This is a genomic window from Arthrobacter sp. 131MFCol6.1 (assembly GCF_000374925.1).
Lineage (GTDB): Bacteria > Actinomycetota > Actinomycetes > Actinomycetales > Micrococcaceae > Arthrobacter.
On the sequence record NZ_KB895541.1, the window covers coordinates 65,134 to 92,065 of the forward strand.

A 26,932-nucleotide genomic window follows, 5' to 3' on the forward strand; every position below is an offset into this window, starting at 1 on the left:
GACAGAAACGGGCCCGAATCAACATGCGATCCGGGCCCGTAGCGTCACGCTCCGCCGTAAGGGAGCCTGTGCTGGAGTCTGTATTTAGCCGAACAATTTAGCGGAACAGCTGCCGGTTGGCCTTGATGGCGGCGACGTAGCCCTTGGTGTCCTCGTACATGCCGTTCTGGCTCACCGAGTACTGGCCTTGGTAATAGCCGGCGATCGCAGTGTCCACATCCGGGCTCGTGCGGACCAACTGGCGGATGATCGCGATGCCTGCCGTGGCGTTGTCGTACGGATCCAGCAGGTTCAGCTTGCGGCCCACCAGATCGGAGGCCCATTCGCCGGAGGACGGGATGACCTGCATGGTGCCGATCGCATTGGCCGGTGACACCGCACGCTGGTCGAAGCCGGATTCCTGGAAGGCAAAGGCCAGTGCGAGGCTGGCGTCCACGCCCATGCGCCGGGCCGTGTCCGCCACGATCGACTTCATCTGCTGACGGCTGGGCACCGGAGAGGCGTTGAGTAGCGCCTTGTTCTGGTTGGCCGAGCTCACCACCGCGGCCGGGTAGCTGAACCCGAGGAACGTGCTGGGCACGAGGGGCGTGGTGGTGGCAGGCGTGCTCGAGGCCGGTGCGATGGTCGACGCGCCGGGGATGACGAGCTTCTGGCCCGGGTAGATGATGCTCGACATCGTCAGCCGGTTGGCCGACAGGACGTCCGAGAGCCTGACACCGTTGCGGGCCGCGATGCCGGAGAGGGTGTCGCCGGCCTTGATGGTGTAGGAGCCGGAGCTGGCCGGCGCGGGCGCCGACGGCTTGGGTGCGGCGGGAGCGGAGGGGGCCGGCGTGCTGGAACCGCCGCCGACCTTGACCTTCTGGCCGGGATAGATCACCGAGCTCATGCCGAGCCCGTTCCACTTGAAGACCTCCGAAAGCCCAACGCCGTGGCGGGCGGCGATGGCGCTCAGGGTGTCGCCGGGCTTGACGACGTACACGCGGCCCCCGCCCGAGGCGGAAGTCACAGTAGACGTCGCAGGGGCGGTTTTCGCCGGTGCGGACGGTTTGGGCGCTGCCGGGGCCGGCGTCGAGCCCGTGAGCTTGATCTTCTGCCCCGGGTAGATGATGGTGTTCGCCTGCAGATTGTTCAGCTTGAGTACGGCGAAGGTGTCCAGGCCGTAGCGGCCGGCAATGGCACTGATGGTGTCGCCGCGGGCGATCGTGTAGACGGCCGGTGCCGCCGGCTGCGCGGGCCGCAGGGCGCTCGGCAGCGTCACCGGGACGGAGGCGGCCGGGATCACTGCCGCCTTCAAGGATGTCGCCGCGTCAGCTTTTGCCTGGGCGCGCATGGCGGCCGCGAGGGTTGCCGGGACCGAACGCACACGCGGTTCGGCTGCGGCCGGCTGGGCGATCGCCAGGGAGGAAAGCACGACGGCGGGAAGCGCCGCCGTCGTCGCCGCAATAAGCGGCAGGCTGCGCCCCGGACGGAGCTGTGGCGAACGTGAGGTTGTCATTGGAAAGATCCTCTTCTCAGCGGCAACGCTGCGGTCAGGCCGGTAGAACTGGTGTTACCAGTGTGACAAAAGTTATTTCTGTTACAAATGTGATCTATGTGAATGTCTCATGAATTGGCAATTAGCACAAGAACCGTTTGACATTCCGCAATCCCGTTTCCGGTGGAGTGTCGCCCGAAAGTCGTTCCGGCGGAGTCCCGGGTGGAGCCGGGCGGCATTCCGGCGCGGCGGGACGGGCCATGGCCGCGGCGTCATTTCTGCGGATGCCGACTAGGCGGCGGGGCACCGGGCGTGGCAATCTTTATGCGTGAGTAATGTAGAAAGCCTCGTGGGCGAATGGCTGCCCCTGCCCGATGTCGCACAGCTTCTGAACGTATCTATCACTAAGGTCCATGCATTGCTGGACGAGCGTGCGCTGGCGGCCGTGAGAATCGGTGACCGGCGCATTCGGTCCGTGCCTGCGGCTTTCATCCAGGACGGGCATGCCGTGGAGAGCCTGAAAGGCACCATTGTGGTCCTCTCGGACGCCGGGTACTCGGATGAGGAACTGATCAACTGGCTCTTTACGCCGGACGACTCCCTCCGCGGCCGGCCCATTGACGCCCTGCGGGAAGGGCGCAAGACCGAAATCCGCCGCAGGGCGCAGTCACTGGCCTGGTAAGAGCACGCCGGCAGCAACACTGCGCCGGCAGCATCCCCGGACGTGCCATTAAGGGCCGTGCACAGCGCAACCGCCGTGCACGGCCCGCCGCGTTTCCGCGGGCGGTTCTTGCTTTGGGGCCCTATCAGGCGGCGCGGCTGACCGTGGCCTCTGCCAGCCTGCGGAGCGCGGTCTTGGGCAGCTCCTGAAGCGGCAGGAGATCCAGGGCGGCGAAGGCGGCCTTGCCGAATTCCTCGATGAGTACTTCCGTGGCCTGGAGCGCACCGCAGTCCACGATGATCCGCCGGATCTCCTCGATGTCCGCGTCGCTGAGATCGGGGCTGCCCAGCTTGGCGTCGATGAACTCTGATTCGGCCGGCGCGGCCTGGTCCAGGGCGAAGGCGACCAGGACTGTGCGCTTGCCCTCACGGAGATCGTCCCCGGCAGGTTTGCCGGTGGTGACAGGGTCACCGAAGACACCAAGGACATCGTCCCGCAGCTGGAACGCCTCGCCGAGCGGCAGGGCGAAGGCGGAATAGCCGCGCAGCAGCTCGTCGCCGGCGCCAGCCAGGGCGCCGCCGAGGGCGAGCGGGTGCTCGGTGGAATACTTGGCCGATTTGAACCGGATGATGGACTGGGCCCGGCTGACGGCCCCGGCCCGGTCCCGCCTGGGCCCGGCGACTTCTTCCAGGATGTCGAGGTACTGCCCGGCCATTACTTCCGCGCGCATGAGGTTGAAGATCAGCCGTGCCGGGCTGCCGGACGCGGCCCGGTGTCCGATCTCCGTGAACGATTCCTCGCTGAAGGACAGGCAGAGATCCCCGGTCAGGATCGCTGCCGCGTGGCCGAACCGTTCACTGTCCAGCGCCCAGCCCTGGGCCTCGTGCAGTTCAATGAACCTGCGGTGGACGCTGGGGCCGCCCCGGCGGGTGTCCGAGCGGTCAATGATGTCATCGTGGATCAGGGCCGCGGCCTGGAACAGCTCCAAGGCCGAGCCGGCGGTGACCACCTCGGCGGCGCCGGCTTCCCCGCCGGCTCCGCGCCACCCCCAGTAGCACATGAGCGCCCGCAGGCGCTTGCCGCCCGTGACCAGATTCGAGATCGAGCCCATGAGCGGATCGATGTCCTGGGAGATCGAGGACATGACGGCCTGGCGGCTGGTCAGGAACTCGGTGAGCTTGCCGGCGACGGCGGCCACGAAATCCGCCTGCTCGAGCCGCAGCTGTTCGGCGAGACTCACTTGACGGACTCGGCAGCGACGTTCGCGCCGATCGTGAACGTGGACACCCCTGTCGTCTGCATGACGGAGATGTTCACGGTTTCGTTGTCCCCCCGCAGGAAGTCTTTGGATGGCAGGGCGCCGACGGTTTCACCGGGTACGGCCTTGAAGCCCTGTGCCTGGAGCCCCTTGGTGTAGAAAGCCAGGACATCGGCGGCGGGGGCGGTGGTGCTGCCGACCAGTGCCGCGGTTGCCGGCACGGTGGTTTTGTCGAAGCTGCTTGAAACCACCTGCGCCCCGGGCATCAGCGGCAGGAGTTTCTGCGGGAAACCGGGTACCAGGGCACCGACTGTGGCTGATGTGCCGGGCTCCGCGGAAGGGCTGGTGGGAGCCGTGGTGGAGGACTGCGCAGAGGCGTCCGGGGTCGACGCCGGCGACGCCGCCGGGCTCCCGGTGCCGGCAGGCGTGCATGCGGCCAAGGCCAATAGCGCGCCCGCCGCCGCGATGGCGGCTGCGGCACGTTTGCGCTGTCCAAATACCTTCACAGGGACTTTCCTCCTGGGGTTGAAGCGGAATCAGCCTCCAGTTTAGTCAGTCCCCGGGCATAGGATTGAAGACGTGGGGCCGGACGCAGAGAATCAGCAGGGAGCGCAGACGAATATGCACCCCCACGGGCGCCCGAATGCGCAGCCCCGGGTCCAGCCCCCCGGCAGCCCGGGCGGGGATTCCCTGGTGGAACTGCGGCGCAGCAGCATCATGCATGTGGACATGGACGCCTTCTTTGTCTCCGTGGAGCTGCGCAGCCGGCCCGAGCTGAAGGGAAAGCCCGTGATTGTGGGCTATCCGGCGGACCGCTCCGTGGTGCTCTCCGCGTCCTATGAGGCCCGCGCATTCGGCGTCAGATCAGCGATGCCCATGGTGGTGGCGGCTCGCATGTGCCCCTCGGCTGTCATCATCGAGCCCCGCCACAAGCTCTACTACGAAGTGTCCGGCCAGATCATGGCAATCTTCGGTTCCATCACCGACCTCGTCGAGCCACTCAGCGTGGACGAGGCGTTCCTGGATGTCGGGGGAGCCATCCGGCGGCTCGGTCCGCCACGGGAGATTGGCGAACTCATCCGGGCGCGCGTGTTCCGGGAACTGGGCATTACGGCATCGGTGGGCATAGCCGCCAGCAAGTTTGTGGCCAAGATCGCGTCCACCCGCTGCAAACCGGATGGCCTGTTGCTGATCAGGCCGGAGGAAACCGTCCCCTACCTGCACAGCCTTCCCGTCAGTGCGCTCTGGGGAGTCGGCGGCAAGACCGTGGAGGTGCTGGCCCGCCGGGGTATCAGGACGGTGGCGGACGTCGCCGCGTCGCCGCTGCCCTCGCTGCGCAAGCTGCTGGGCGCATCGGGGGAGCACGTCTACCGGCTCTCCTGGGGCATCGATCCGCGGCCCGTGACGCCGGTCCGCCTGGAAAAGAGTATTGGAGCCGAGGAGACATTTGCCACGGACACCGCGGATGACGCACTGCTTCACCGGGAGCTGCTGCGCCTTTCGCACCGGACAGCGGAGCGCCTCCGCGGCGCCGGCATGCACGCCCGCACCGTGGCGCTCAAGCTGCGCTACGCCGACTTTTCCACCATTACCCGCAGCCGCACCGTGAGCACACCGATCGACAGCGCCCAACTCCTTTACGCGGTGGCGGTGCAGCTCCTGGAATCGGTGGGGGAGCGGCCCATGACAGTCCGGCTGGTCGGCATCCGGGCCGAACAGCTGGAAGAGGCCGCCGACGCCCCGCTTCAGCTCAGTCTTGACCGCCGGGACGACAACTGGCGGGCCGCCGAACAGGCCCTCGATGCTGTCGCCCGGAAATTCGGCAACAAGTCCGTTCTTCCGGCCCGGCTCCTGGATTCCGGGGGCACCCCGGAGTGAGCCCGGCGGGAACCTCTGGCGGGGGCGCCTGTTCCCAAGGGTTCCGGCGGCGAAAGGGCCTTAAGACTGTCTTTCAGAACAGGCCGCGACAATCTATCCTTATTAATACCTAGGTTTAGGACTACTGGATCGACCGTTCGGGCGACCTAGCCAGCTGAGACCGGCGCGGGAGAGCTGAATTGACCCTTTTCACCAATGGCGGTGACGGGGGAACCACTTCGGAATCCCGGGCGTTAGGCAATTAGGGCAATGGCCACGTCATGCCCGGACGTTGGCAGACTTGAGGAGGTCGTGATGCCGCTCTCGGAACACGAACAGAAGTTGCTGGAGCAACTTGAGAAGCAGCTGCATGAGGACGACCCAAAGTTTGCAAGCTCGATGGGATCGGTCCCCGGGCGCTCATGGTCCACCCGCCACCTGGTCATCGGCGTGCTCGCGACTCTCGCGGGCGTGCTGCTGTTGTTGGTCGGGGTGTCGATGCAAAACATCTTTGTCGGGGTCCTTGGCTTTGTGGTGATGGGCGCCGGAGTCTATTTCGCCACTATGCGCAGTTCTGCGGTCGGCAAGGCCCGGGCAACGGGCGGCCGCAAGCAGGGCAAGCCCAGGAGTTCGTTCATGAGCAACCTTGAGCAGCGCTGGGACGAACGGCACGGGGGCGAGTCCTGAGCCGCTCTGTGACGGCCCCCTAAAGTCCTCCACTTCCCGCCACCGGCCCGCCGGGGAGCGGCGCGAGACCCGCTTCGGCGGGTCTTTCGCCATTTAACGCGTCAATTTGCCATGCGTTTGCTGCAGCCTTGCGGGGATTTGGCTGCGGTGGGGCCGCAAAAAGGGACGACGGCGCCGAACTATTTCGCTCCGGCGCCGGCCTGCGCCCCCAATCGGTGCGCGGCGTGAGGCAAGCAGGAAAATTCGCTCCACTTTCCCCCACCAGTCTCGATTCCCTGCAAATGCTGGGAATAAAGGGAATAAACATCCGCAGATTTGTCTAAACATCCCGGGCGTGTCGTTGACTGTGGAGCGATGTGGAGTAATGTGGAGGGCGTAAGAGGGTAGTGGCAGCACAGGGGACGTTGGACTTCCTAAAACAGACAGGCGGTGGGCCGTGTTTCTCGGCACACATTCGCCGCGTCTGGATGAAAAAGGTCGAATTATCCTCCCCGCGAAGTTCCGAGAGGAACTTGCCGGCGGGCTGGTTCTCACAAGAGGCCAGGAGCGTTGCATCTACGTCTTCAGTGAGGCGGAATTCGGCCGGGTTCACGAGCAGATGCGGGAGGCTCCAATTTCCTCCAAGCAGGCACGTGACTACATCCGTGTTTTCCTCTCTGGAGCCTCGGACGAGGTACCTGACAAGCAGGGGCGCGTGACGATTCCGCCGGCGCTCCGGGAGTATGCAGGTCTTGGCCGGGAACTCGCCGTCATTGGCGCAGGATCCCGCGCGGAGATCTGGGACGCCCAGGCCTGGAATGAGTACCTGGCCGAAAAGGAAACCGCCTTCTCGGAAACAGACGACGCCATCCCGGGGATTCTCTGAACCCCCACTGATCCACCAGCAAACAACGTTCCTTGATCGAGATCTCCAGCCGCCCATCCGGTTGTTGTCCTGGCTCACTTCCCCGGAGCCAGGCCGGCGCAGGATAGGCGCGGATGGGGATCTGGACCAAGGAACGTTGCGTAAGAGCAGTACCAAGCAACGCGCAACCAGCAAGGCGCAACCAACACGGCCAACGAAAGGATGACGGCATGACGGATCCCGACCAGGCGAAGCCGACGTCCGAACGCCATGTACCGGTCCTCAAGGACCGGTGCATCAATTTGTTGGCCCCCGGCATCGAGGCCGCCCGGAGCCGCGGCGAGACCCCTGTGGTGATCGACGCGACGCTCGGCATGGGCGGTCACTCCGAGGCACTCCTGCAGCGCTTCCCGGACCTTCACCTGATCGGCATCGACCGCGACGAGGAAGCCCTGGCGCTGGCGGGGGCCCGGCTGGCGCCCTTCGAGAACCGGACCGACCTCGTGCACGCCGTCTACGACGAAATCCCGGACGTCCTCGAGGATCTGGGCTTCACCGAAGTCCACGGTGTGCTCATGGACCTTGGCGTCTCATCGCTCCAGCTGGACGAGCGGGAGCGTGGCTTCGCCTACTCCTTCGACGCGCCCCTGGACATGCGGATGGACACCAGCCGCGGGCAGACGGCCGCCGACGTCGTCAATAACTACAGCGAAGAAGAACTCGTCCGGATCATCCGGAAATGGGGCGAAGAGAAGTTCGCCGGCCGCATCGCGAACAGGATCGTGGCCGCGCGCGCCGAAAAGCCCTTCACTACCACCGGCGAACTGGTCGATCAGATCCGGGCCGTGGTGCCAGCCGGTGCCGCCAAATCCGGCGGCCACCCCGCGAAACGCACTTTCCAGGCGCTCCGGATCGAGGTCAACGAGGAACTGGACGTCCTCGAGCGCGCCATCCCGGCAGCGATCGAGGCCATCGCCCTCGGCGGCCGTGTGGTGGTCATGTCCTACCACTCCCTGGAAGACAAGATCGTCAAGGGCTTCTTCCAGGCCGGATCGAAGTCCTCGGCACCGCTCGGCTTCCCGGTCGAGCTCGAAGAGCACAAAGCCGAACTCAAGACCCTGACGAAGGGCACCGAGGTACCCACCGCCGCTGAAATCGCCGAAAACCCCCGCGCAGCTTCCGCCCGGCTGCGCGCCGTCGAACGCATCAAAGCCAGGAGAGCCGCATGAGCACCGCCGCCGTCAACAGCTACCCCGTTGCCCAGGGCGCCACTGCCCGTGCCCTGCCCGGCCTCCGCCCCGGCCTTGACCAGCCCCGCAAGGCACGCACCCCGCTTTCGGTGGTCCGCTCCGTGCCGCGCAAGCGCCGCGCACCATTCGTGGTCCTCTGCTTCGGACTCCTGGCGATTGCCCTCATGGCCGTGCTGGTCCTGAACATCTCCGTCTCCTCTGCCCAGTACCAGCTGGTCCAGCTCCGCAGTGAGCAGACCACCCTGACCAAGCAGAACCAGGACCTCACCCAGCAGGTCCAGAACTTCGACGCCCCGCAGAACCTCGCGGCCAAGGCAACGGAACTGGGCATGGTGGCTTCCGTCGCCAAGGGCCAGATCGATCTCTCGACCCTCAGCGTCACCGGCAAGGCCAAACCGGCGGTCAAGGGTGATGCCCCGGGCGCCGTCATCGCCGCACCGGCCGTCGCCGGGCAGCTCACGGTGGTCCCGCCGGTCACGGAGAACGAGCCTCTCGCCCAGCGCAAGCCGGCGGACACCAAACCGGCGGACACCAAACCGGCCGACACAGTTAAGGCGCCGGCGGCTGCGAAGCCCGCCCCCGCACCGAAACCTGCCGCCCCTGCCGTGGAGCTCCACGGCGGATCGGTGCCCGCCCCCGCACAGAAGACGCCGGGGCAGTAACGTTCACTGACCACCAGCAAGGCAAGCAGCAAGGACTCACCGTGGCGAAGAACTCCGGCAGGGCAAGCAAGGCGAAAGCCCCAAACGCCACCCGGCGGCTCCGCGTGGGGCTCGGCATCATGCTGGCGCTCCTGCTGGTGGTCGGCGGCAAGCTGTTCATGGTCCAGGGCCTGGACATCGGAGGCATGGCTGAGGCCGCCCTCAACAACCGGCTCACGCCCACCGTGCTGCCCGCGGAGCGCGGCAGCATCCTCGATTCCTCCGGCACGGTCCTGGCCAGCAGCGTCATCCGCTACAACGTCGTGGTGGACCAGACCGTCAACACCAAAACCGAGTCCTTCCGCCGGCTCGAGACCATCAACGGCAAGGACGAGCTCGTCAAGGTCACCCGGGACCAGGGCATCTCCGAACTCGCCGCCGTGCTCGGCATGGACCGCGGCACCCTGCGCGATGCCCTGACCGGAACCCAGCGCTACTACATCGTGGCCAAGGACCTGAAGCCGGACATCGAGGACAAGGTGTCCAAGCTGCAGATTCCCGGCATTGTCACCGAAGGCACCAGCAAGCGGGTCTATCCCAACGGCGCCGTGGCCGGCGGAATTGTCGGATTCCTCAAGGACGGCAGCACCGGACAGGCGGGCCTCGAGCAGACCCAGGACGAGATCCTCAAAGGGACACCGGGTAAGCGCCTGTTTGAAATCGGCGCCGACGGACTCCGGATCCCCGTGGGCGTGGACCAATTGACGCCGGCGGTGAACGGCAAGGACATCAAACTCACGCTGAACTCGGACCTGCAGTACTTTTCCCAGCAGGCGATCCAAAGCCAAAAGGACAAGCTCAGCGCCGAGTGGGGAGTAATTGTGGTCCTGGACGCCAAGACCGGCAACATCGTGGCCATGGCCGACACCGACTCCCCGGATCCGAACGACCCCGGCAAGGTTGCCGCCGAGGACCGCGGGGTCCGGGCCGTCACCGCCGCCTACGAGCCCGGCTCGGTGGAGAAGATGATCACGGCCGCAGCCGCGATCCAGGAAGGGAAGTCCAGCCCGCTGGACAGGTTCACCATTCCACCGACCTACACCGTGGACGGACAGACCTTCAGCGACGCGTTCGAACACGGCACCGAGCAACGGACGCTGGCGGGGATTGTCGGCTACTCCATGAACACCGGCACAGTCATGGTGGGCCAGCGCCTGAGCAAGGACCAGCGCTATGACTGGCTGCGGAAGTTCGGCATCGGCGAGGCCCCCGACATCGGTCTGCCGGCCGAATCCAAGGGCATCCTGACCCCGGCCGACCAGTGGGACGGACGCCAGCAATACACCGTTCTCTTCGGCCAGGGCGTCGCCCAAACCACCCTCCAGACCGTCCGGGCCTACCAGAGCATCGCCAACGACGGCGTGATGCTCCAGCCGCGCCTGATCGACAGCTACATCAACCCGGACGACGGTGCCGAGGAAAAAGTCCCGGCCAAGGCCCCGCAGCAGGTTGTCTCCAAGGAGACCGCCAAACAGGTCCGCGACATCCTTGAGAGCGCCGTCACCGAGGGCGAGATCAAGGAAGCCGCGATCGACGGGTACCGGGTGGGCGCCAAGACGGGCACATCCGAATCACCCTGCGACGACGGCAAATCAGGGTTCTGCGGCTATACGGCCTCCATCATCGGAATGGCGCCCATGGACGATCCGCGGTTTATTGTTGAGGTGGTCCTGCAACGGCCCAAGGGAAGCATCTTCGGAATCACCAACGGACCGGTGTTCCGTTCGGTGATGAGCCAGACGCTGCGCACATTCAACGTCCAGCCCTCCACCGGCGAACCCGCGCGGCTGCCGCAGTACGCCAAGTAGCGCCTGTTCCACCCGGCGCCCGGAAGTCACCAGCCGGCGCCACACCCACTGCCTGCGCGCCGGAAACACGTCTGCGTGCGAGGGCCCGATCCACCGGGTCCCGATCAGTTCAGTGCCCGATTCATTCAGTGCCCGATTTCATTCTGTGCCCGATCCACTAGCACCACAACGGAGATCCACTTGTCAGAGCTCACCGACCCCGATGCTTCCGCGCCGTCCGGCCATGACTCCACCCCGGGCTTCCGGCCCACTGCGGTTGCCGCAGTGCCGCTGGCAGCCATCGGCGCGGCGATCGGCGTCGCCGTTCCCGGGGTGTCCGGCTCCGTCCAGGTCACCGGGATCTCCCTGAACTCCCGGTCGGTCCGCCCGGGAGACCTGTACGTGGCCCTGCCGGGCGCCACACGGCACGGGGCCGACTTCGTGTCCCAGGCCGTCGACGCCGGCGCCGTGGCGGTCCTGACAGACGACGCCGGGGCGCGCCTGCTGGCCCTGGGCCATGACATCGCCGTTCCGGTGCTGCTGGCCGACGAGCCGCGCAGCGTGGTCGGCCAGCTGTCCGCACTTATCTACCAGAGCAGGCCCGACGGGGCCGGGGCACCGGCCCTCTTCGGGGTGACAGGCACCAACGGCAAGACCACCACCACCTATTTCATCAATGCCCTGCTGCGGGCGCTGGGCAAGCGGACCGGGCTGATCGGGACGATTGAGATCCTGGCCGGCGGGGAGCCGATCCCGAGCCTGCTGACCACTCCCGAATCCACGGATGTGCACGCCCTGCTGGCGCTCATGCGCGAACGCGGGCTCGATGCCGCCTCCATGGAGGTTTCCTCGCACGCCGTGTCCTTCCACCGCGTCGACGCGGTGGTGTTCGACGTCGCCGGCTTCACGAACCTCACCCAGGACCACCTGGACCTGCACGGGACCATGGAGGAATACTTCCAGACCAAAGCTCGGCTGTTCACGCCGGAACGCGCCCGCGCCGCCGTGGTCACCATCGACGATGACTGGGGCCGGAAGCTCGCGGCCGCCGCCGAAATCCCGGTCACCACCCTGGCCACGGCCGGGACCGACGGCAACGGGCCGGCGGACGCCGACGGCACCGCCGACCGGACCGCGGACTGGACTGTCGTCCGGACCGTCCCGCGGGGCCTCGGCTCCGACTTCGTCCTCCGGCACCGCGACGGCGCCGAGCTGCGCGTCCACACCGGCCTGCCGGGCGGCTTTAACGTCGCCAACGCCGCACTGGCCACAGTGATGGTCCTCGCCGGCGGCCACGAGCCGGCCGCCGTGCAGGCCGCCCTCGACGCCGCCGACCCTTTCACCGTCGCGGTGCCCGGCCGGATGCAGCTCGTGTCCACGGCCCCGGCCGCCGTGGTGGACTTCGCGCACAACCCCGACGCCCTGGCCCGTGCCCTCGAAGCCGTCCGGTCCCCGGAACCCGGATCCAAGGTGATCATCGTTTTCGGCGCCACCGGACAGCGGGACCAGGGCAAACGCCCCGCCATGGGGGCCATCGCGGCCCGGCTGGCGGACACCGTGATTGTCAGCGACGACGATCCCCACGACGAGGACGCGGCGGCCATCCGCGCGGACGTCCTTGCCGGGGCCCTGGCGGCCAAGGACGATGAAGGCCTGGACTGCACGGTCCTGGAGGTCTTCCCGCGCGACGCCGCCATCCTGAAGGCCGTAGAGCTCGCCGGAGCAGGGGACACAATCCTCGTGGCCGGGCGCGGGCACGAGGTGTGGCAGGAAGTCAAGGGAGTCAACCTGGCACTGGATGACCGGGTGGAGCTTCGGAACGCCTTGACAGCACGGGGATTCACCGTTCTCGAAGACCACCGGATAGAGTCCTAAACCGAGATGATTGCATTTACAGCGGCGGAAATCGCCGACATAACCAACGGCCGGCTCGCCGCGGAACCGGGAATTACCCCCGCCTCCGTGGTGACCGACTCCCGCGAGGCCACGGCGGGTTCCCTCTATGTGGCCAAACCGGGGGAGAACGCCGACGGACACGACTTCGTCGGCGCCGCCTTTGACCGGGGCTCCGTGTTGGCGCTCGTGGAGCGCGAAGTGGCCGACGCCGCCGGCACGGGCTATCCCGCCGTCGTCGTTGAGGACGCCGTCCTGGCCATGGGCGCACTGGCCGCCGAAGCCGTCCGCCGGATCCGGGCCAGCCGCGCCGCGGCCGGCGCCGCGTTCACCGTGGTCGGCATCACCGGCTCCGCCGGCAAGACCACCACGAAGGACCTGCTCGCCGGGATCTTCGCGGCCGCCGGCGCCGACGGCGCCACGGTTGCGCCGCAAGGGTCCTACAACGGCGAGATCGGCGTGCCGCTCACGGTCTTCAAAGCCGACTTCGACACCCGCTACCTCGTCATCGAGATGGGCGCCACGGGCATCGGCCACATCCAATACCTCGCGGACATGGTCCGGCCGGAGATCGGCGTCGTCCTCGGCGTCGGCTCCGCCCACGCCGGGGAGTTCGGCGGCGTCGACAACATCGCGGTCGCCAAGGGCGAACTCGTGGAGGCGCTCCCGGCCGGGGGCACCGCCGTGCTGAACCTGGACGACTCCCGCGTCGCCGCGATGGCAGCCCGGACCCGGGCCCGCGTGCTCGGCTTCACCTCACGCGCGGCCGGCACAGACCAGGACCACAGCGTCCAGGCCGATGTGGCCCAGGCCGATGTGGTGAGGGCCGCGGACGTGGAACTGAACGCCGACGGCCACCCGGAATTTGAGCTCTACCTCCCCGCCGACGTCACGGCACAGCAGGAAGCAACCCGGCACCACGTCGCCGCCAAGCTGATCGGCGCCCATCACATGGCCAACCTCCTCGCGGCTGCGGCCGCGGCGCACGCGGCCGGCATCCCCGGCGCGCAGATCGCGGCCTCGCTCAGCGCCCAGACCGCCGCCAGCCGCTGGCGGATGGAGCGCACCGAGCGTCCCGACGGCGTGACCGTCATCAACGACGCCTACAACGCCAACCCGGAGTCCATGCGGGCAGCACTGCGGACATTGGCCGAGCTGGGCCAGGGCCGCCGCACCTGGGCGGTCCTGGGCGCCATGCTGGAACTGGGCCCGGATTCCATCCGCGAGCACATGGCAGTCGGCACCCAGGTGGTGCGGCTGAACATCTCCCGGCTCGTCGTGGTGGGCCGGGAGGCGCGGTCGCTGTACGTCTCAGCCGTCAACGAGGGCTCCTGGGGCGACGAATGCGTTTTCGCCGAGACTGCGGACGAGGCCTACGACCTTCTCCAAGCCGAGCTCCAGCCCGGCGACCTGGTCCTGTTCAAGTCATCGAACGGCATCGGGCTGCGCCACTTGGGGGATCGGATAGCATTACCCCCACGTGCCACCCAAGACTCTCCCGAGCGACCTGCTGAGGGAACTGCCGCAACCGCCAACGAAGGGAGTGCACAGCTGTGATTGCACTGCTGATGGGCGCCGGAATGGCGCTGCTCCTCGCGTTTGTGGGCACCCCGTTGTTCATACGCTTCCTGGTCCGCAAGGGCTACGGCCAATTCATCCGGGACGACGGACCCACCTCCCACCACACCAAGCGGGGCACGCCCACGATGGGCGGCACCGTTGTGGTCGTGGCGGTCCTGGTCAGCTATGGGCTCACGCACCTGATCATGTGGATGATGAACCCGCACTCACCGGGGCCAAGCGCCTCCGGGCTGCTCCTGCTCTTCCTCATGGTGGGCATGGGGCTGGTCGGGTTCCTGGATGACTTCATCAAGATCTCCAAGCAGCGCAGCCTGGGCCTGGATGCCAAGGCCAAGCTGATCCTCCAGGGCGCCGTTGGCATCATCTTTGCCGTGCTGGCGCTGAACTTCCCAAATGCCGCGGGTCTGACCCCTGCTTCCACCCAGATCTCGCTGGTGCGCGATATTCCGTGGCTCAACCTCGCGTTCGCCGGAACCGTGCTCGGCGCCATCTTGTTTGTGCTGTGGTCCAACCTGATCGTCACAGCCGCGACCAACGGCGTGAACCTCACCGACGGCCTCGACGGCCTGGCCGCCGGCGCTTCCGTCATGGTGTTCGGGGCCTACACGCTCATGGGCATCTGGCAAAGCAACCAGGCCTGCGGATCCCCGCGGCAGGCAGGCAGCGGCTGCTACTCGGTCCGCGACCCCCTGGACCTGGCCCTGCTGGCCGCCATCCTGAGCGCGGCGATGGTCGGGTTCCTGTGGTGGAACACCTCGCCCGCGAAGATCTTCATGGGCGACACCGGCTCCCTTGCCATCGGCGGCGCCGTCGCCGCCTTCGCCATCCTGTCCCGCACCGAACTGCTGCTGGCCTTCATCGGCGGGCTTTTCGTCCTCATCACGCTCTCGGTCATCATCCAGGTGGGCTACTTCAAACTCACCAAGGGCAAACGGTTCTTCAAGATGGCACCGCTGCAGCACCACTTCGAGCTCAAGGGCTGGGCCGAAGTCACGGTGGTGGTCCGGTTCTGGATCCTGTCCGGGTTGTTTGTCGCCGCCGGCCTGGGCATCTTCTACGCCGAATGGGTGGTACTGCTGTGACCGGCCCCATCCCCGCCCCGCTCACCACCTCGCCCCGGCTGCAGGGACTCACCACCTGGGATTCCGACTGGTCCGGCCTGCGCGTCGTGGTCACCGGCATCGGCGTCTCCGGCTTCGCCGCCGCCGATACCCTCATTGAACTCGGCGCCCGCGTGGTGGTGGTGGATGCCGCCACCAGCGCCAAGGCGCTGGCCCAGGCCGACACACTCAAGATCGTCGGCGCGGTGGACGTCCTGCTGGGCGAGGAAGCGGTGGAGTCCGTCCCGAAGATCGACGGGCAGAAGCCGGACCTGGTGGTCACGTCCCCGGGCTGGCGCCCGGACCAGGCCCTGCTCGCCGCCGCGGCGCGGGCGCACATCCCGGTGTGGGGCGACGTCGAGCTCGCCTGGCGGCTCCGCGAACGCGAGGGCCGCAAGACCGCCGACTGGCTGGCCATTACCGGCACCAACGGCAAGACCACCACGGTGGGCCTGACCGAGTCCATGCTCCAGGCCGCCGGACTGAAAGCGATCGCCGTAGGCAACGTCGGCACCCCGATCCTGGACGCCCTGCGCGACCCCGTGGACTACGACGCCTTCGCGGTGGAACTGTCCAGTTTCCAGCTGCACTGGAGCCACTCGGTGTCACCGGTGGCCAGCGTGTGCCTCAACGTCGCTGAAGACCACGTGGACTGGCACGGCTCCTACGCCTCCTACCTGGCCGACAAGGCCAAGGTCTACGCGAACACGCAGAAGGCCTGCATCTACAACGCCGAGCAGATCGAGACCGAACGCATGGTCGAGGACGCGGACGTGGTGGAAGGCTGCCGGGCCGTGGGATTCACCACACTGACGCCGGCCATCAGCATGCTCGGCGTCGTGGAGGGACTGCTGGTGGACCGGGCGTTCATCGCAGAACGCAAGGACAGCGCGGCCGAACTCGCCTCGATCGCCGACCTGGGGCCGGTGGCTCCGCGCCACATGGTGGCCAACGCGCTGGCAGCCGCCGCCCTGGTCAGGGCCTACGGGGTGGAGCCATCGGCTGTGCGCCAGGGCCTGCTGAACTACCTACCGGGAGACCACCGGATCCAGCTGGTGGCCCGGCATGAGGGTGTGCTCTGGATCAACGATTCCAAGGCCACCAACCCGCATGCCGCCGCCGCCTCGTTGTCCGCATTCCAGAATGTGGTGTGGATCGCGGGAGGCTTGTCCAAGGGCGTGAACTACGACTCCCTGATCCAGGAACAGGGCAGCCGGCTCAAGGCCGTGGTCCTGATCGGCGCGGACTCCAGCGATCTGCAGGCCGCCCTGAAGCGACACGCGCCGGATGTCCCCGTGATCGGGCAGGGCAAGGGCGAGACTGAAGACGTGCAGACTGCCGGTACGGCCAAAGCCGACGCAGGCCCTTCGCCGATTTTCGGCGAGACTGTGATGGCCCAAGCCGTTGCCTCGGCGGCGCAGCTGGCCGCCTCCGGGGACACCGTGCTGCTGGCCCCGGCGGCTGCTTCCATGGACCAGTTCTCTTCCTATGCTCACCGTGGCGATGCCTTCATCGAAGCTGTCCGCGAGCTCGTGGAAGGGCAGGCTCAGACCAGCGAGGAGTAACAATGGTCAGCACGCCCACACGTACGACGGCGGCACGGCCCGCCGCCGGCGGGGCCACCAGCGGCACCAAGACGCCTTCGGCGGCCCCGACAACGGCCGGCAGGCCCGCCGTCACGCCCGCGGCCCGGGTGCGTGCCTGGAACCGCGGATTCTGGTCCGCATTGGAAGGCACCGGCAAGTCCCGCAACGGATCCACGTACTACCTGATCCTTGGCTCCACCCTGGCCCTGACGGCGATCGGCATCATGATGGTCCTCTCAGCCTCCAGCGTTGAAGCGATCGCCGCGGGGGAGTCGCCGTACTCCGCCGCCCTCAAACAGGGCGGATTCGCCGCGATTGGCGTCTTCGCGATGTTTGTCCTCTCACGCGTGAACGTCGTCTGGCTCAGGCGCTTCGCCTGGCCGCTCATATTCCTGGCCATCGCCCTGCTGGGCCTGGTCCTTCTCGTGGGACGCAGCGCCCTGGGCAACCAGAACTGGATCGACGTCGGACCGTTCACTTTCCAGCCCTCCGAAGCCGCCAAGCTTGCCCTCGCGCTCTGGATGGCCACGGTGCTTGACCGCAAAGCCAAGCTCCTCCACGAATGGCGCCACGCGCTCATTCCGGTCGTGCTCCCGGGCGCCATTGCGGTCCTGGGCCTCATCCTGGCCGGAAACGACCTCGGGACGGCCATGATCGTGATGATCATCGTGGCCGCCGCGCTGTTCTTCGCCGGCGTGCGGCTTTACCTTTTCGGCTTCGCCGGAGCGGTCCTGGCCCTTGGCGCGACGATCCTCGCCGTCACGAGCCCGAACCGGATGTGCCGCATCCTGTCCTGGACGGGCCAGACCTGCGCTGACGGCTCGGACCTGAACTACCAGTCCACCAACGGCCTGTACGGGCTCGCGTCCGGCGGCTGGTTCGGCGTCGGACTGGGCCAGAGCCGGCAGAAGTACAGCTGGATCCCGGAAGCGCACAACGACTTCATTTTCGCGATCATCGGCGAGGAGCTCGGACTGGTCGGCACGCTCGTCGTCCTGGTCCTCTTCGCCATCCTCGGCACCGCCATCTACCGGGTGGTCGTCGCCCAGCACGATGTCTTCCACCGCGTCCTGGCCGGCACGATCATGGTCTGGCTGCTGGGCCAGGCCAGCGTCAACATGGCCGTGGTCACCGGGCTCGCACCCGTGATCGGTGTCCCGTTGCCCTTCATTTCTTACGGCGGCTCCGCCCTGCTGATGTCGCTGTGTGCCATCGGCGTCGTCCTGTCCCTGGCCCGGGCCCAGATGGAACCCGGCATGCAGCCGAAGAAGATGCTCAAGTTCGGCCCGGCCGCCTTCGCCAATTCCGTGCGGAGGGCCCGCGCTGCCCGGGCCGCAAGGACTGCCGCCAGCCGGTCCGCCGCCAGCACCGCCTCCAGCCGATCCGCCGCCCGCACCGCAGCCCGTCCCAAGGCCCCCGCAGGCAAGAACCCCGCAGGCAAGAACCCCGCCAAGCCTCCCGCAACCAAGAACCCCGCCAAGCCTCCCGCAACCAAGAACCCCGCCAAGAACCCTGCCGCCAAGAACCGTACGAAAGCGTAAACAGCCCTTCATGAACACCGAGTCGCCCCTGTCCGTGGTCCTTGCCGGCGGCGGAACCGCCGGCCATATCAGCCCGCTGCTGGCAATCGCCGGCGCCCTCCGGCAGTCCCGCCCCGGAGTGCAGCTCCTGGCTGTCGGGACCCCCGGCGGAATGGAAGCGCGGCTCGTTCCGGCGGCCGGCCTGGACCTCGCCACCATCAGCCGTGTCCCGCTCCCGCGCAAGCCTTCCGCGGACCTGCTGCGGCTGCCGGGCCGGATGGCCGGTGCGGTGAAGCAGGCGGGCTCCATCCTGGATGAGGCAGGCGCCGACGTCCTGGTGGGGGTCGGCGGCTACGTGTGCACGCCGATGTACCTCGCGGCCCGGCGCCGGAGAATCCCGATCGTGGTCCACGAGGCCAACACCCGTCCCGGCCTGGCAAACCGCGTCGGCGCGGCCCTCGGCGCCCACGTGGCAGTGGCCTTCGCCGCGACCAAGCTGGGCCGCGCCGCCCGGCACGTCGGCATGCCCATGCGCCCCGAAATTTCCGGCCTCGACCGCGCGGCTGCCCGGGCCGGTGCACGGCAGGCCCTCGGCCTGGACGCGGACCGGCCGACGCTGATCGTCACCGGCGGCTCCTCGGGCGCCCAGAGCATCAACCGGTCCCTCGCCGCGGCCGTGGGAGGCCTCGCCGACGCCGGAGTGCAGACCCTGCACATCACCGGCCGCGGGAAGTCCGTCCACGACGCCGACGGCAAGCCGCTCGCCGCGCCGGGCTACCGGCAGGTGGAGTACGTGGACGGCATGGAAACCGTCTACGCCGCGGCGGACCTGCTGCTGGCCCGCGCCGGAGCCGCCACGGTCTGCGAGGTGGCCGCCGTGGGCGTGCCCGCCGTCTTCGTCCCCCTGCCCATCGGCAACGGCGAGCAGGCGCTGAACGCCGCGGGCCTTGTCGCCGCAGGAGGCGCGTTGATCGTCGATGACAAGGCCTTCTCCGCGGACTGGATCAACGGCAGCATCATTCCCCTGCTGCAGGACACGGACAGGCTGGCCCGGATGGCCGCCAGCTCCGAACAGCTCGGCATCCGCAACGCGGACCGGCGCATGGCCGATCTCATCCTCGAAGTCGCGTCCTCGAACAAGCACAGCGGGAATCGACACCGCACGAACCAGCACGGCAGGAAGCAGTAGAGCAATGACCCAGCCCCAACACGGCACGCGTGCCCTGGAATCCCTCGGCCGCGTTCACTTCATCGGCATCGGCGGCGTCGGCATGTCCGCCGTTGCCCGCATCATGGTGGCCCGCGGCATCCCGGTGAGCGGCTCCGACGCCAAGTCGCTGCCCGTCATGGCGGACCTCGCCGCCGCCGGGGCGCGGATCGCCGTGGGCTACGCTCCCGGCAACCTGGGAGACGCCCAGACGGTGGTCGCCGGCTCTGCGATCCGGCCCGACAACCCCGAGCTCGCAGCGGCCCGTGCCGCCGGACTCCCTGTGCTGCACCGCTCCGAGGCGCTGGCCGCCACGATGGCCGATGACACCGTGGTGGCAGTCGCCGGAACGCACGGCAAGTCCACCACGACCTCCATGATCACGGTGCTGCTGCAAGGCGCCGGACTGGACCCCTCGTTCGCGATCGGCGCCAACGTCCCGGCGCTCGGGGTCAACGCGGCGCACGGCACGGCGGGGATCTTCGTCGCCGAGGCCGACGAGTCGGACGGCTCCTTCCTGAACTACCGCCCCACGATCGCCGTGGTGACCAACGTCGAGCCGGACCACCTGGACTTCTACGGCACCGCCGAGGCCGTCTATGCCTCCTTTGACAGCTTCACGGCCCTGCTCCCGGCCGACGGCGTCCTGGTGGCGTGCGCGGACGACCCCGGAGCCAGGGCACTGGCCGAGCGCACCGTGGCCCGCGGCAACACCCGCGTGGTCCTGTACGGAACGGCCGACGACGCCGCCATCCGGCTGCACGACGCGGGAGTCGGCCGGATGGGGATCTCGACGACGGCGGGCACGTTCGGCGTCGAACTCCAGGTTCCGGGCCGGCACAACGCGCTCAACGCTGCCGCAGCCTTCGCCGTGGCGATCGAACTCGGCGTCGCGCCGGACACCGCTGCGGCGGCACTGGCCCACTTCTCCGGAGCCTCGCGCCGTTTCGAGTTCAAGGGGGAAGGCCGCGGCGTCCGCGTCTACGACGACTATGCCCACCACCCCACGGAAGTCCGGGCCGCGCTGTCCGCGGCACGGGCGGTCGCCGGGGAGCACAAGGTGCACGTGCTCTTCCAGCCGCACCTGTTTTCCCGGACCCGCGAATTTGCCCGCGAGTTCGCCGAAGCGCTCAACACGGCGGACACGGCCCTGGTCCTGGACATCTATCCTGCCCGCGAGGATCCCATTCCAGGCGTCACCAGCGGGCTGATCGCCGAGCACCTGGGCTCAAGCGGCCGCCTTGTCGGACCCGACGGGGAGGCTGTGCAGGCACTGCTGGCGGCCGCCGGACCGGGGGACATCGTGCTGACCGCCGGCGCCGGTGACGTCACGGCCTACGGGCCGCTGGTTGTCGAGGCCCTGACGGCCGAGGCCGCCGGTGCCTAGCGCCAGGCGCCCCACCTACCGCGGGGGATCCGGCGCCGGCGGAACCGGCGCCGGCACTAATGCCGGAACCGGCTCCCGGCCGCCGTCCGGCGGACCGGGCACGGATGTCATTTCGGCGTCCAAGACCGCCGCGGAGACCGCCGGCGGCCCGGCCCGCAATCCGCAGAACCTGCAGGGCACACCGGACAACGGGCCCGGCAAGGTCCTCTCCTTCCCCGAGCCCAAGGGCAAGCGCCGCCGGCGGATCCTGCTCAGCACCATCGGGATCGTGGCCGTGCTGATGGCCGGCATCGTCGCGGCCGCCGTCTACTCGCCTGTGCTGGCCCTGCGGACGGTCACGGTGGAGGGCACAAAAATGCTGCACCCGGACCAGGTTCAGGCCGCCCTCGCGCCCCTTCAGGGCAAGCCGCTGCCGCAGATCAGCGAGGAGGAGGTCACGGCACTGCTCAAGCCGCTGGTCCAGGTCAAGGGCGTCACCGCGAAGGCGCTGCCGCCCGCCACGTTGCAGGTGCACGTCACCGAGCGCATTCCCGTGGCCCTGGTCAAGCAGGGCAAAACGTTCCAGCTGGTGGACGTCGACGGTGTCCAGCTCAGCACCACCGCCGATGCCGCGTCGGTATCGCTTCCGGTGATCGACGGCGGCAGCGGAACGCTGCCGAAGGACCTGTTCCAGGCCATCACGGCGGTGCTTGGGGCCCTGCCGGCCGATGTGCTGGCCCGGCTCTCCAACGCCTCTGCCGCGTCTGCCGACGCCGTCGAACTCAAACTCGTCGACGGGCAGACAATCGTCTGGGGCAACGCGGGGGAGAAGGAGCTGAAGGCACGGGTCCTGTCTGCCCTCCTGAAGGTCCCGGCCGACCCCAAAAATCCGGTGAAGGTCTACGATGTCAGCGTGCCCCGGCACCCCGTCACGCGGTAGCCGGCAATCGGATCCGCCGCGGGCTGGATGTCCAGCGGACGTCCAGCTGGCCGCGGGACTACTTACAGGGGCTATTTGCCCGGTATTCGCGCGACACGCGGCGCCGGTTATTGAATGTCCCCTGCATAGGAAATACCGTCACAGACATGAGTTACTTGACATAACTATAACCTTCAAGTCGAAGGTTAAGGTTCAAAGCTTCAAGCAGGACTCGATCAGTTTTCGCATTAGTACACGAACAAGGGACACGTAACGTGGCAGCTCCGCAGAATTACTTGGCCGTCATCAAGGTCGTCGGCATCGGCGGCGGTGGCGTGAACGCAGTCAACCGCATGATCGAGGTCGGTCTTCGCGGCGTCGAATTCATCGCCATCAACACCGATGCCCAGGCATTGTTGATGAGCGATGCCGACGTCAAGCTCGACGTCGGGCGTGAGCTGACCCGTGGACTCGGTGCTGGCGCGAACCCTGAAGTTGGCCGGCAGGCCGCGGAGGACCACGCTGATGAAATCGAAGAGGTCATCCGTGGCGCAGACATGGTCTTCGTCACCGCCGGCGAAGGCGGCGGAACCGGCACCGGCGGCGCGCCCGTCGTTGCCCGGATCGCCCGGTCCCTTGGCGCCCTGACCATCGGCGTCGTGACGCGCCCCTTCACGTTCGAAGGCCGCCGCCGGGCCGGCTCCGCCGAGGCCGGCATTGACGCCCTGCGCGATGAAGTCGACACCCTGATCGTGATCCCGAACGACCGCCTGCTCTCCATCAGCGACCGCAACGTCTCGGTCCTGGACGCGTTCCGTTCCGCCGACCAGGTCCTGCTCTCCGGTGTCCAGGGCATCACGGACCTCATCACCACCCCCGGCCTGATCAACCTCGACTTCGCCGACGTCAAGTCGGTCATGCAGGGTGCCGGTTCCGCGCTGATGGGCATCGGTTCCGCCCGCGGCGAAGACCGTGCCGTGAAGGCTGCGGAGCTGGCCATCGCCTCCCCACTGCTGGAAGCATCGATCGACGGCGCGCACGGTGTGCTGCTGTCCATCCAGGGCGGCTCGGACCTTGGCCTCTTCGAAATCAACGAGGCCGCCCGCCTGGTCCAGGAAGTCGCCCACCCGGAGGCGAACATCATCTTCGGCGCCGTGATCGACGACGCCCTTGGCGACGAGGCGCGCGTCACCGTCATCGCCGCCGGCTTCGACGACGTCAAGGCCACCTCGCCGTCCATGGACCAATCCCTGCCGGCCGCGCCGCAGCGCCCCACGTCCGCCGCCCCGGCCCCGGCGCAGGCACCTGCCTCCGCCCCGGTCCAGCCGCTGCACGCCACTGTCGGCGCTTCCGGCTACGGCGGCTGGGGCCAGCAGCGTCCCTCTGCCGTGCCGGCCGATTCGGGCTTCGACGTCGACCTTCCGGCCGTCGTGGAGCCGGACCTGTCCGGCCGGCACTCCGATGACCTGGATGTCCCGGACTTCCTCAAGTAAGTAGCTCGTAACTAGCTCGGCTTCAGCATGGCACCGCCGTCCGGCGGTGCCATGCTGCTTTGCGGCGGGTTACGGTGGATTGTATGAACGCAGGTATTCCGGACATGTTGATGGCGGTGTTGTGATTGTTTTGCTGGCGGGCTGAAGTCCGGCCGGGCGTATGGGTGGCTTTCACCGACGCCACGGCCGGGAACCTGGCACTGCATGTCGGTGATGACCCCGTGGCGGTCCGCCGCCGGCGCGCAGAGCTCGAAGCGGCCGCCGGGCTCGGCGGGCGGTCCTTCCGGTACATGAACCAGGTCCACGGCAGTGACGTCGCCACCATCGTTGGATCCACGGCCGCGGACAGCGCCGGCCAAGATCCGGCCGCGCCCACGGCCGATGCCATGGTCTCCCGGACAGAGCCGCTGGCCGTCCTGGTGGCGGACTGTGTGCCGGTGGTCCTGGTCGGCGAGGACCTGGCCGGGGCGCCGGTGCTGGGCGTCATCCACGCCGGACGGCCCGGCGTCGCCGCCGAGGTGGTGCCCGCCGCCGTCGCCCGCCTCCGGGAGCTCGGCGCGGACCGCATCAGCGCCTGGGTGGGGCCCTCGGTCTGCGGGCGCTGCTACGAGGTCCCCGACCAGCTGCGGGCGGACGTTGCCGCGGCCGTGCCCGCCACCTGGTGCACGACCTCCACCGGCACCCCTGGCCTGGACCTGCCGGCCGGGGTGCGGAGCCAGCTGGAAGCTGCCGGCGTCGCGATCGAATACTCCGGGGGATGCACCCTCGAGGACGACACCCTCTTCTCCTACCGCCGCAACAGCCACACCGGCCGCTTCGCCGGGCTGGCATGGACGGACGGGACACGCGGGACACACCGGGCCAGGGCGCAGGGCCATGACTGAGCCGGTGCAGGGCCCCGACACCAACGCCGTCAATCCCGCCACGGCGCCGGGGGAGCATCATGAGAACCGGACGGACGCGCTGGAAGGCCCCCGCATGGCCCAGCTGGAGGCGAACCTCGCGGCCGTCCGCCGCCGGATCGACGCCGCCGTGGCCGCCGCGGGCCGGCAGGCGACGCCACCGCGCCTGATCGTCGTCACCAAGTTCCATCCTGCGCAGGACGTCCGGCGGCTGGCGTCGCTGGGGGTCACCGACGTCGGGGAGAACCGGGACCAGGAGGCCGCGGAAAAGGCGGCGCAGCTCCAGGACCTGGGCCTGAGCTGGCACTTCATCGGTCAGCTCCAAAGCAAGAAGGCCAAATCCGTGGTGAAGTACGCCGCGTCGGTGCACTCCGTGGACCGGGAAGCTGTGGCCTCCGCCCTGGCCAAGGCGATGGCCGTCGAAAGCGACCGCTCGGGCCGCCCGCCGCTGGACTGTTTCATCCAGGTCAGCCTGGACGAGGACGAAGGGGCGCACCGCGGCGGCGCGGCCCCCGGCGACGTCCCCGCACTGGCCGAACAGCTGGCCGCCGCCCCCGGACTCAGGCTCGCCGGCGTCATGGCCGTTGCCCCGCTCGGGGCGGACCCGGCGGCTGCCTTCGAAAAGCTGGCAGGCATTTCCGGGCGGCTGGCAGAACAATTTCCACACGCCACGGGAATATCCGCCGGCATGAGCCAGGACCTCGAAGAGGCCATCCGCTTCGGGGCGACACACCTGCGCATTGGCTCCGATATTCTCGGTCCGCGTCCGGCCCTGCGGTAAGTTCGACGTATTGGAAGGTAATGGCGGGGATTCCAAGGCTGTCTAGTCACTAAGCGGCCCGCTTACGGACAAGATTAGGAGTCGACCATGGCTGGCGCTCTGCGCAAGACAATGATCTATCTTGGGCTCGCCGACGGCGACGAACACTACGAGTCTGAGCACCCCACACCGCACAAGGATGAGGACGAATCCATGGAGCAGGACCGCGAGGAACGACGTGCGCCGGCGCCCGTCCGCGAGGTCCCCCGGGAAGAGCCTCACGCCGCTGAAGAGGAATATCGCGCACCTGTGACACCCATCAAGCGTGCGGCATCGAGCCGCGAAGAGACCACCGGACTCCGGCAGATCACGACCATCCATCCGCGGTCGTACAACGACGCCAAGCTCATCGGCGAAAGCTTCCGCGACGGCATCCCCGTCATCATGAACGTCACCGACATGGGGGAGGCTGACGCCAAGCGCCTCGTGGACTTCTCCGCCGGTCTTGTTTTCGGCCTCCGCGGCAGCATCGAGCGGGTGACGAACAAGGTCTTCCTGCTCTCGCCGTCGTACATCGAAGTCATTGGCGACGACAAGAAGGTCAGCGAGACGCAGGCAAGTTTCTTCAACCAGAGCTAGGCCCGAATATTCGGTACTGATGCCAGGCGGGGACACCTGCCTGGCATCCGTGCGGAATTATCCGTGTTGAAATAGAAGTAACACTTTCCTTAGGACACTTCGGTATCCGGAATGAACATGGAGATATGAGTTAGCTCATGGGAATTGTTTTGGGGCTCGTCTATATCGCTCTGTTGCTTTTTTTCGTGGCATTGATCATCCGCCTGGTCTACGACTGGGTGCAGATGTTTGCCCGAAGCTGGCGGCCGCGCGGTTTGGCACTCGTGACAGCGCATGCTGTGTATTCGGTCACGGACAAGCCCCTCAAACTGCTCCGCCGGCTCATTCCGCCGCTGCGGCTGGGCGGAATGTCGCTGGACATCGGCTTCCTGCTGCTGTTCGTGGCCGTGAGCGTGGCGATGTGGGTCGTCAAGGGCCTGGTGTACGCCCAGCCGATCGCAGCATAGGCCGCCGCCGCAGCCGGTCAGCGACCTGCCCGGGCCCAGGCCCAAACTGAAAGAAAACTCCGGTTTGACACTGCGGTGTTGAATTAGAGGAACCAGACCATATTTAGGTACCGTAGTTTTGACGGCCGGAAGGCCTACTGACTAACTAGACCAACGAGGTGACCAGATGGCTTTGACGCCAGAAGACGTTGTCAACAAGCGCTTTCAGCCGACCAAGTTCCGCGAAGGCTACGACCAGGACGAGGTTGACGACTTCCTGGACGAGATCGTCGTCGAACTTCGGCGCCTGAACCAGGAGAACGACGAGCTGCGCAAGAAGCTCGCCGAATCCGGCGCCGGCACGCCTGCCAGCTCCGCAGCCGCCGCACCCGTGGTGGAAAAGGTCCCGGCGCCCGTCAAGGCCGAGAAGGAAGACACCGCCAAGGCCGAGGCTGAGGCCAAGGCAAAGGCGGCCGCAGAAGCCGCCAAGAAGAAGGAAGCCGAGCAGGCTGCCAAGGCCGCCCAGGTTGTCGAGCCGGCACGCAGCGCGGCCACCCCGGCGTCGGAGTCCGCTGCCGGCCTGCTCGCCATGGCGCAGCAGATGCACGACAAGCACATCGCCGACGGCGAGCAGCAGCGGGACAAGATCATCGCTGAAGCCCAGATCGAGGCCAGCAGCCTCGTCAACGATGCGCAGGAAAAGTCCCGCAAGATCCTCGGTGCCCTCGAGCAGCAGCGCTCCGTCCTGGAACGCAAGGTCGAGCAGCTTCGCGGCTTCGAGCGCGACTACCGCTCACGCCTGAAGGCCTACATCGAAGGCCAGCTCCGCGACCTGGACGCCCGCGGCTCTGTTGCGGCTCCCGAGGTTGGCGAAGCCAGCTAGGGCAAAAAGCAAGTATTCTGAAAGCCGGTGGCTGAGGATTCCTCGGCCGCCGGCTTTTCCCTTTTCCCGCAACGTGCCGGCACCGGACCAGGTGCCCGGCGCTTGCCGGTACCTGAACCCGGTCCCCGCACTGGCTCCC

Annotated in this window: 24 protein-coding genes; 21 read left to right on the forward strand and 3 right to left on the reverse strand. The window is 67.6% G+C overall.

Features of this window, described 5'->3' with window-relative positions:
* Window positions 1-97: 97 nt before the first annotated feature.
* Entirely contained in the window at window positions 98-1,495 is a 1,398-nt protein-coding gene (locus C566_RS0100315; protein WP_018772331.1) for a lytic transglycosylase domain-containing protein, read from the reverse strand.
* Window positions 1,496-1,802: 307 nt separating this feature from the next.
* On the opposite strand from C566_RS0100315, the gene C566_RS0100320 reads away from it, so the two are divergent.
* Entirely contained in the window at window positions 1,803-2,156 is a 354-nt protein-coding gene (locus C566_RS0100320) for an Rv2175c family DNA-binding protein (protein WP_026266238.1), read from the forward strand.
* 124 nt (window positions 2,157-2,280) lie between these two features.
* Here C566_RS0100320 and C566_RS0100325 read toward each other — a convergent pair whose 3' ends face one another.
* Together C566_RS0100325 and C566_RS0100330 are read right to left on the reverse strand one after the other, a co-directional pair.
* On the reverse strand, window positions 2,281-3,375 hold the full coding sequence (locus C566_RS0100325) for a polyprenyl synthetase family protein (protein ID WP_018772333.1): 1,095 nt from the start codon (window positions 3,373-3,375) through the stop codon (window positions 2,281-2,283).
* Window positions 3,372-3,899, reverse strand: coding sequence for a hypothetical protein (locus C566_RS0100330; RefSeq protein ID WP_018772334.1), 528 nt, complete (start codon window positions 3,897-3,899; stop codon window positions 3,372-3,374). Before C566_RS0100330 ends, C566_RS0100325 begins: the two co-directional genes overlap by 4 nt.
* A 211-nt stretch (window positions 3,900-4,110) precedes the next feature.
* Here C566_RS0100330 and dinB point away from each other — a divergent pair, with 211 nt between their 5' ends.
* The 20 genes from dinB to C566_RS0100430 all read left to right on the forward strand — a co-directional run bounded on the left by dinB (window position 4,111) and on the right by C566_RS0100430 (window position 26,793).
* Window positions 4,111-5,271 carry a DNA polymerase IV gene (gene dinB / locus C566_RS0100335; RefSeq protein WP_043423214.1) on the forward strand — a complete coding sequence of 387 codons (1,161 nt, stop codon included), beginning with the start codon at window positions 4,111-4,113 and terminating at the stop codon, window positions 5,269-5,271.
* Window positions 5,272-5,565: 294 nt separating this feature from the next.
* Window positions 5,566-5,937 carry a DUF3040 domain-containing protein gene (locus tag C566_RS0100340; RefSeq protein WP_026266239.1) on the forward strand — a complete coding sequence of 124 codons (372 nt, stop codon included), beginning with the start codon at window positions 5,566-5,568 and terminating at the stop codon, window positions 5,935-5,937.
* Between the two features lie 436 nt (window positions 5,938-6,373).
* Window positions 6,374-6,802: a division/cell wall cluster transcriptional repressor MraZ gene (mraZ, locus tag C566_RS0100345; protein ID WP_026266240.1), complete on the forward strand. Its 429-nt coding sequence runs from the start codon at window positions 6,374-6,376 to the stop codon at window positions 6,800-6,802.
* A gap of 209 nt (window positions 6,803-7,011) precedes the next feature.
* On the forward strand, window positions 7,012-8,010 hold the full coding sequence (gene rsmH, locus C566_RS0100350) for a 16S rRNA (cytosine(1402)-N(4))-methyltransferase RsmH (RefSeq protein WP_018772338.1): 999 nt from the start codon (window positions 7,012-7,014) through the stop codon (window positions 8,008-8,010).
* Window positions 8,007-8,693, forward strand: coding sequence for a hypothetical protein (locus C566_RS0100355; protein WP_018772339.1), 687 nt, complete (start codon window positions 8,007-8,009; stop codon window positions 8,691-8,693). The genes rsmH and C566_RS0100355 overlap by 4 nt, the downstream gene beginning before the upstream one ends.
* Window positions 8,694-8,734: 41 nt before the next feature.
* Window positions 8,735-10,540, forward strand: coding sequence for a peptidoglycan D,D-transpeptidase FtsI family protein (locus C566_RS0100360; RefSeq protein ID WP_018772340.1), 1,806 nt, complete (start codon window positions 8,735-8,737; stop codon window positions 10,538-10,540).
* A gap of 180 nt (window positions 10,541-10,720) precedes the next feature.
* A complete protein-coding gene (locus C566_RS0100365; RefSeq protein WP_018772341.1) occupies window positions 10,721-12,394 on the forward strand; it encodes a UDP-N-acetylmuramoyl-L-alanyl-D-glutamate--2,6-diaminopimelate ligase in 1,674 nt (557 codons plus the stop codon).
* A 6-nt stretch (window positions 12,395-12,400) separates the two neighbouring features.
* The gene (locus C566_RS0100370) at window positions 12,401-13,969 is read left to right on the forward strand and encodes a UDP-N-acetylmuramoyl-tripeptide--D-alanyl-D-alanine ligase (protein WP_018772342.1); all 1,569 of its coding nucleotides are present in this window, start codon (window positions 12,401-12,403) and stop codon (window positions 13,967-13,969) included.
* Entirely contained in the window at window positions 13,966-15,075 is a 1,110-nt protein-coding gene (mraY, locus tag C566_RS0100375; RefSeq protein ID WP_018772343.1) for a phospho-N-acetylmuramoyl-pentapeptide-transferase, read from the forward strand. The genes C566_RS0100370 and mraY overlap by 4 nt, the downstream gene beginning before the upstream one ends.
* Window positions 15,057-16,658, forward strand: a complete 1,602-nt coding sequence (gene murD / locus C566_RS0100380; protein WP_051082202.1) for a UDP-N-acetylmuramoyl-L-alanine--D-glutamate ligase — start codon at window positions 15,057-15,059, stop codon at window positions 16,656-16,658. Before mraY ends, murD begins: the two co-directional genes overlap by 19 nt.
* Window positions 16,659-16,660: 2 nt before the next feature.
* On the forward strand, window positions 16,661-18,220 hold the full coding sequence (ftsW, locus tag C566_RS0100385; protein ID WP_018772345.1) for a putative lipid II flippase FtsW: 1,560 nt from the start codon (window positions 16,661-16,663) through the stop codon (window positions 18,218-18,220).
* A 10-nt stretch (window positions 18,221-18,230) separates the two neighbouring features.
* On the forward strand, window positions 18,231-19,388 hold the full coding sequence (gene murG, locus C566_RS0100390; protein WP_018772346.1) for an undecaprenyldiphospho-muramoylpentapeptide beta-N-acetylglucosaminyltransferase: 1,158 nt from the start codon (window positions 18,231-18,233) through the stop codon (window positions 19,386-19,388).
* Window positions 19,389-19,392: 4 nt separating this feature from the next.
* A complete protein-coding gene (gene murC, locus C566_RS0100395) occupies window positions 19,393-20,793 on the forward strand; it encodes a UDP-N-acetylmuramate--L-alanine ligase (protein ID WP_018772347.1) in 1,401 nt (466 codons plus the stop codon).
* Entirely contained in the window at window positions 20,786-21,712 is a 927-nt protein-coding gene (locus tag C566_RS0100400; RefSeq protein ID WP_018772348.1) for a cell division protein FtsQ/DivIB, read from the forward strand. The genes murC and C566_RS0100400 overlap by 8 nt, the downstream gene beginning before the upstream one ends.
* A gap of 254 nt (window positions 21,713-21,966) precedes the next feature.
* The gene (ftsZ, locus tag C566_RS0100405) at window positions 21,967-23,184 is read left to right on the forward strand and encodes a cell division protein FtsZ (RefSeq protein ID WP_026266241.1); all 1,218 of its coding nucleotides are present in this window, start codon (window positions 21,967-21,969) and stop codon (window positions 23,182-23,184) included.
* Window positions 23,185-23,309: 125 nt separating this feature from the next.
* Window positions 23,310-24,068, forward strand: coding sequence for a polyphenol oxidase family protein (locus tag C566_RS20355; RefSeq protein WP_051082203.1), 759 nt, complete (start codon window positions 23,310-23,312; stop codon window positions 24,066-24,068).
* Between the two features lie 94 nt (window positions 24,069-24,162).
* The gene (locus C566_RS0100415; protein ID WP_043465798.1) at window positions 24,163-24,867 is read left to right on the forward strand and encodes a YggS family pyridoxal phosphate-dependent enzyme; all 705 of its coding nucleotides are present in this window, start codon (window positions 24,163-24,165) and stop codon (window positions 24,865-24,867) included.
* A gap of 87 nt (window positions 24,868-24,954) precedes the next feature.
* Window positions 24,955-25,485, forward strand: a complete 531-nt coding sequence (locus C566_RS0100420) for a cell division protein SepF (protein WP_026266243.1) — start codon at window positions 24,955-24,957, stop codon at window positions 25,483-25,485.
* Window positions 25,486-25,622: 137 nt separating this feature from the next.
* Window positions 25,623-25,931 (forward strand): YggT family protein, encoded by a 309-nt coding sequence (locus tag C566_RS0100425; RefSeq protein WP_018772353.1) that lies wholly within the window; start codon window positions 25,623-25,625, stop codon window positions 25,929-25,931.
* Window positions 25,932-26,097: 166 nt separating this feature from the next.
* Window positions 26,098-26,793 carry a DivIVA domain-containing protein gene (locus C566_RS0100430; RefSeq protein ID WP_018772354.1) on the forward strand — a complete coding sequence of 232 codons (696 nt, stop codon included), beginning with the start codon at window positions 26,098-26,100 and terminating at the stop codon, window positions 26,791-26,793.
* Window positions 26,794-26,932 lie beyond the last annotated feature (139 nt).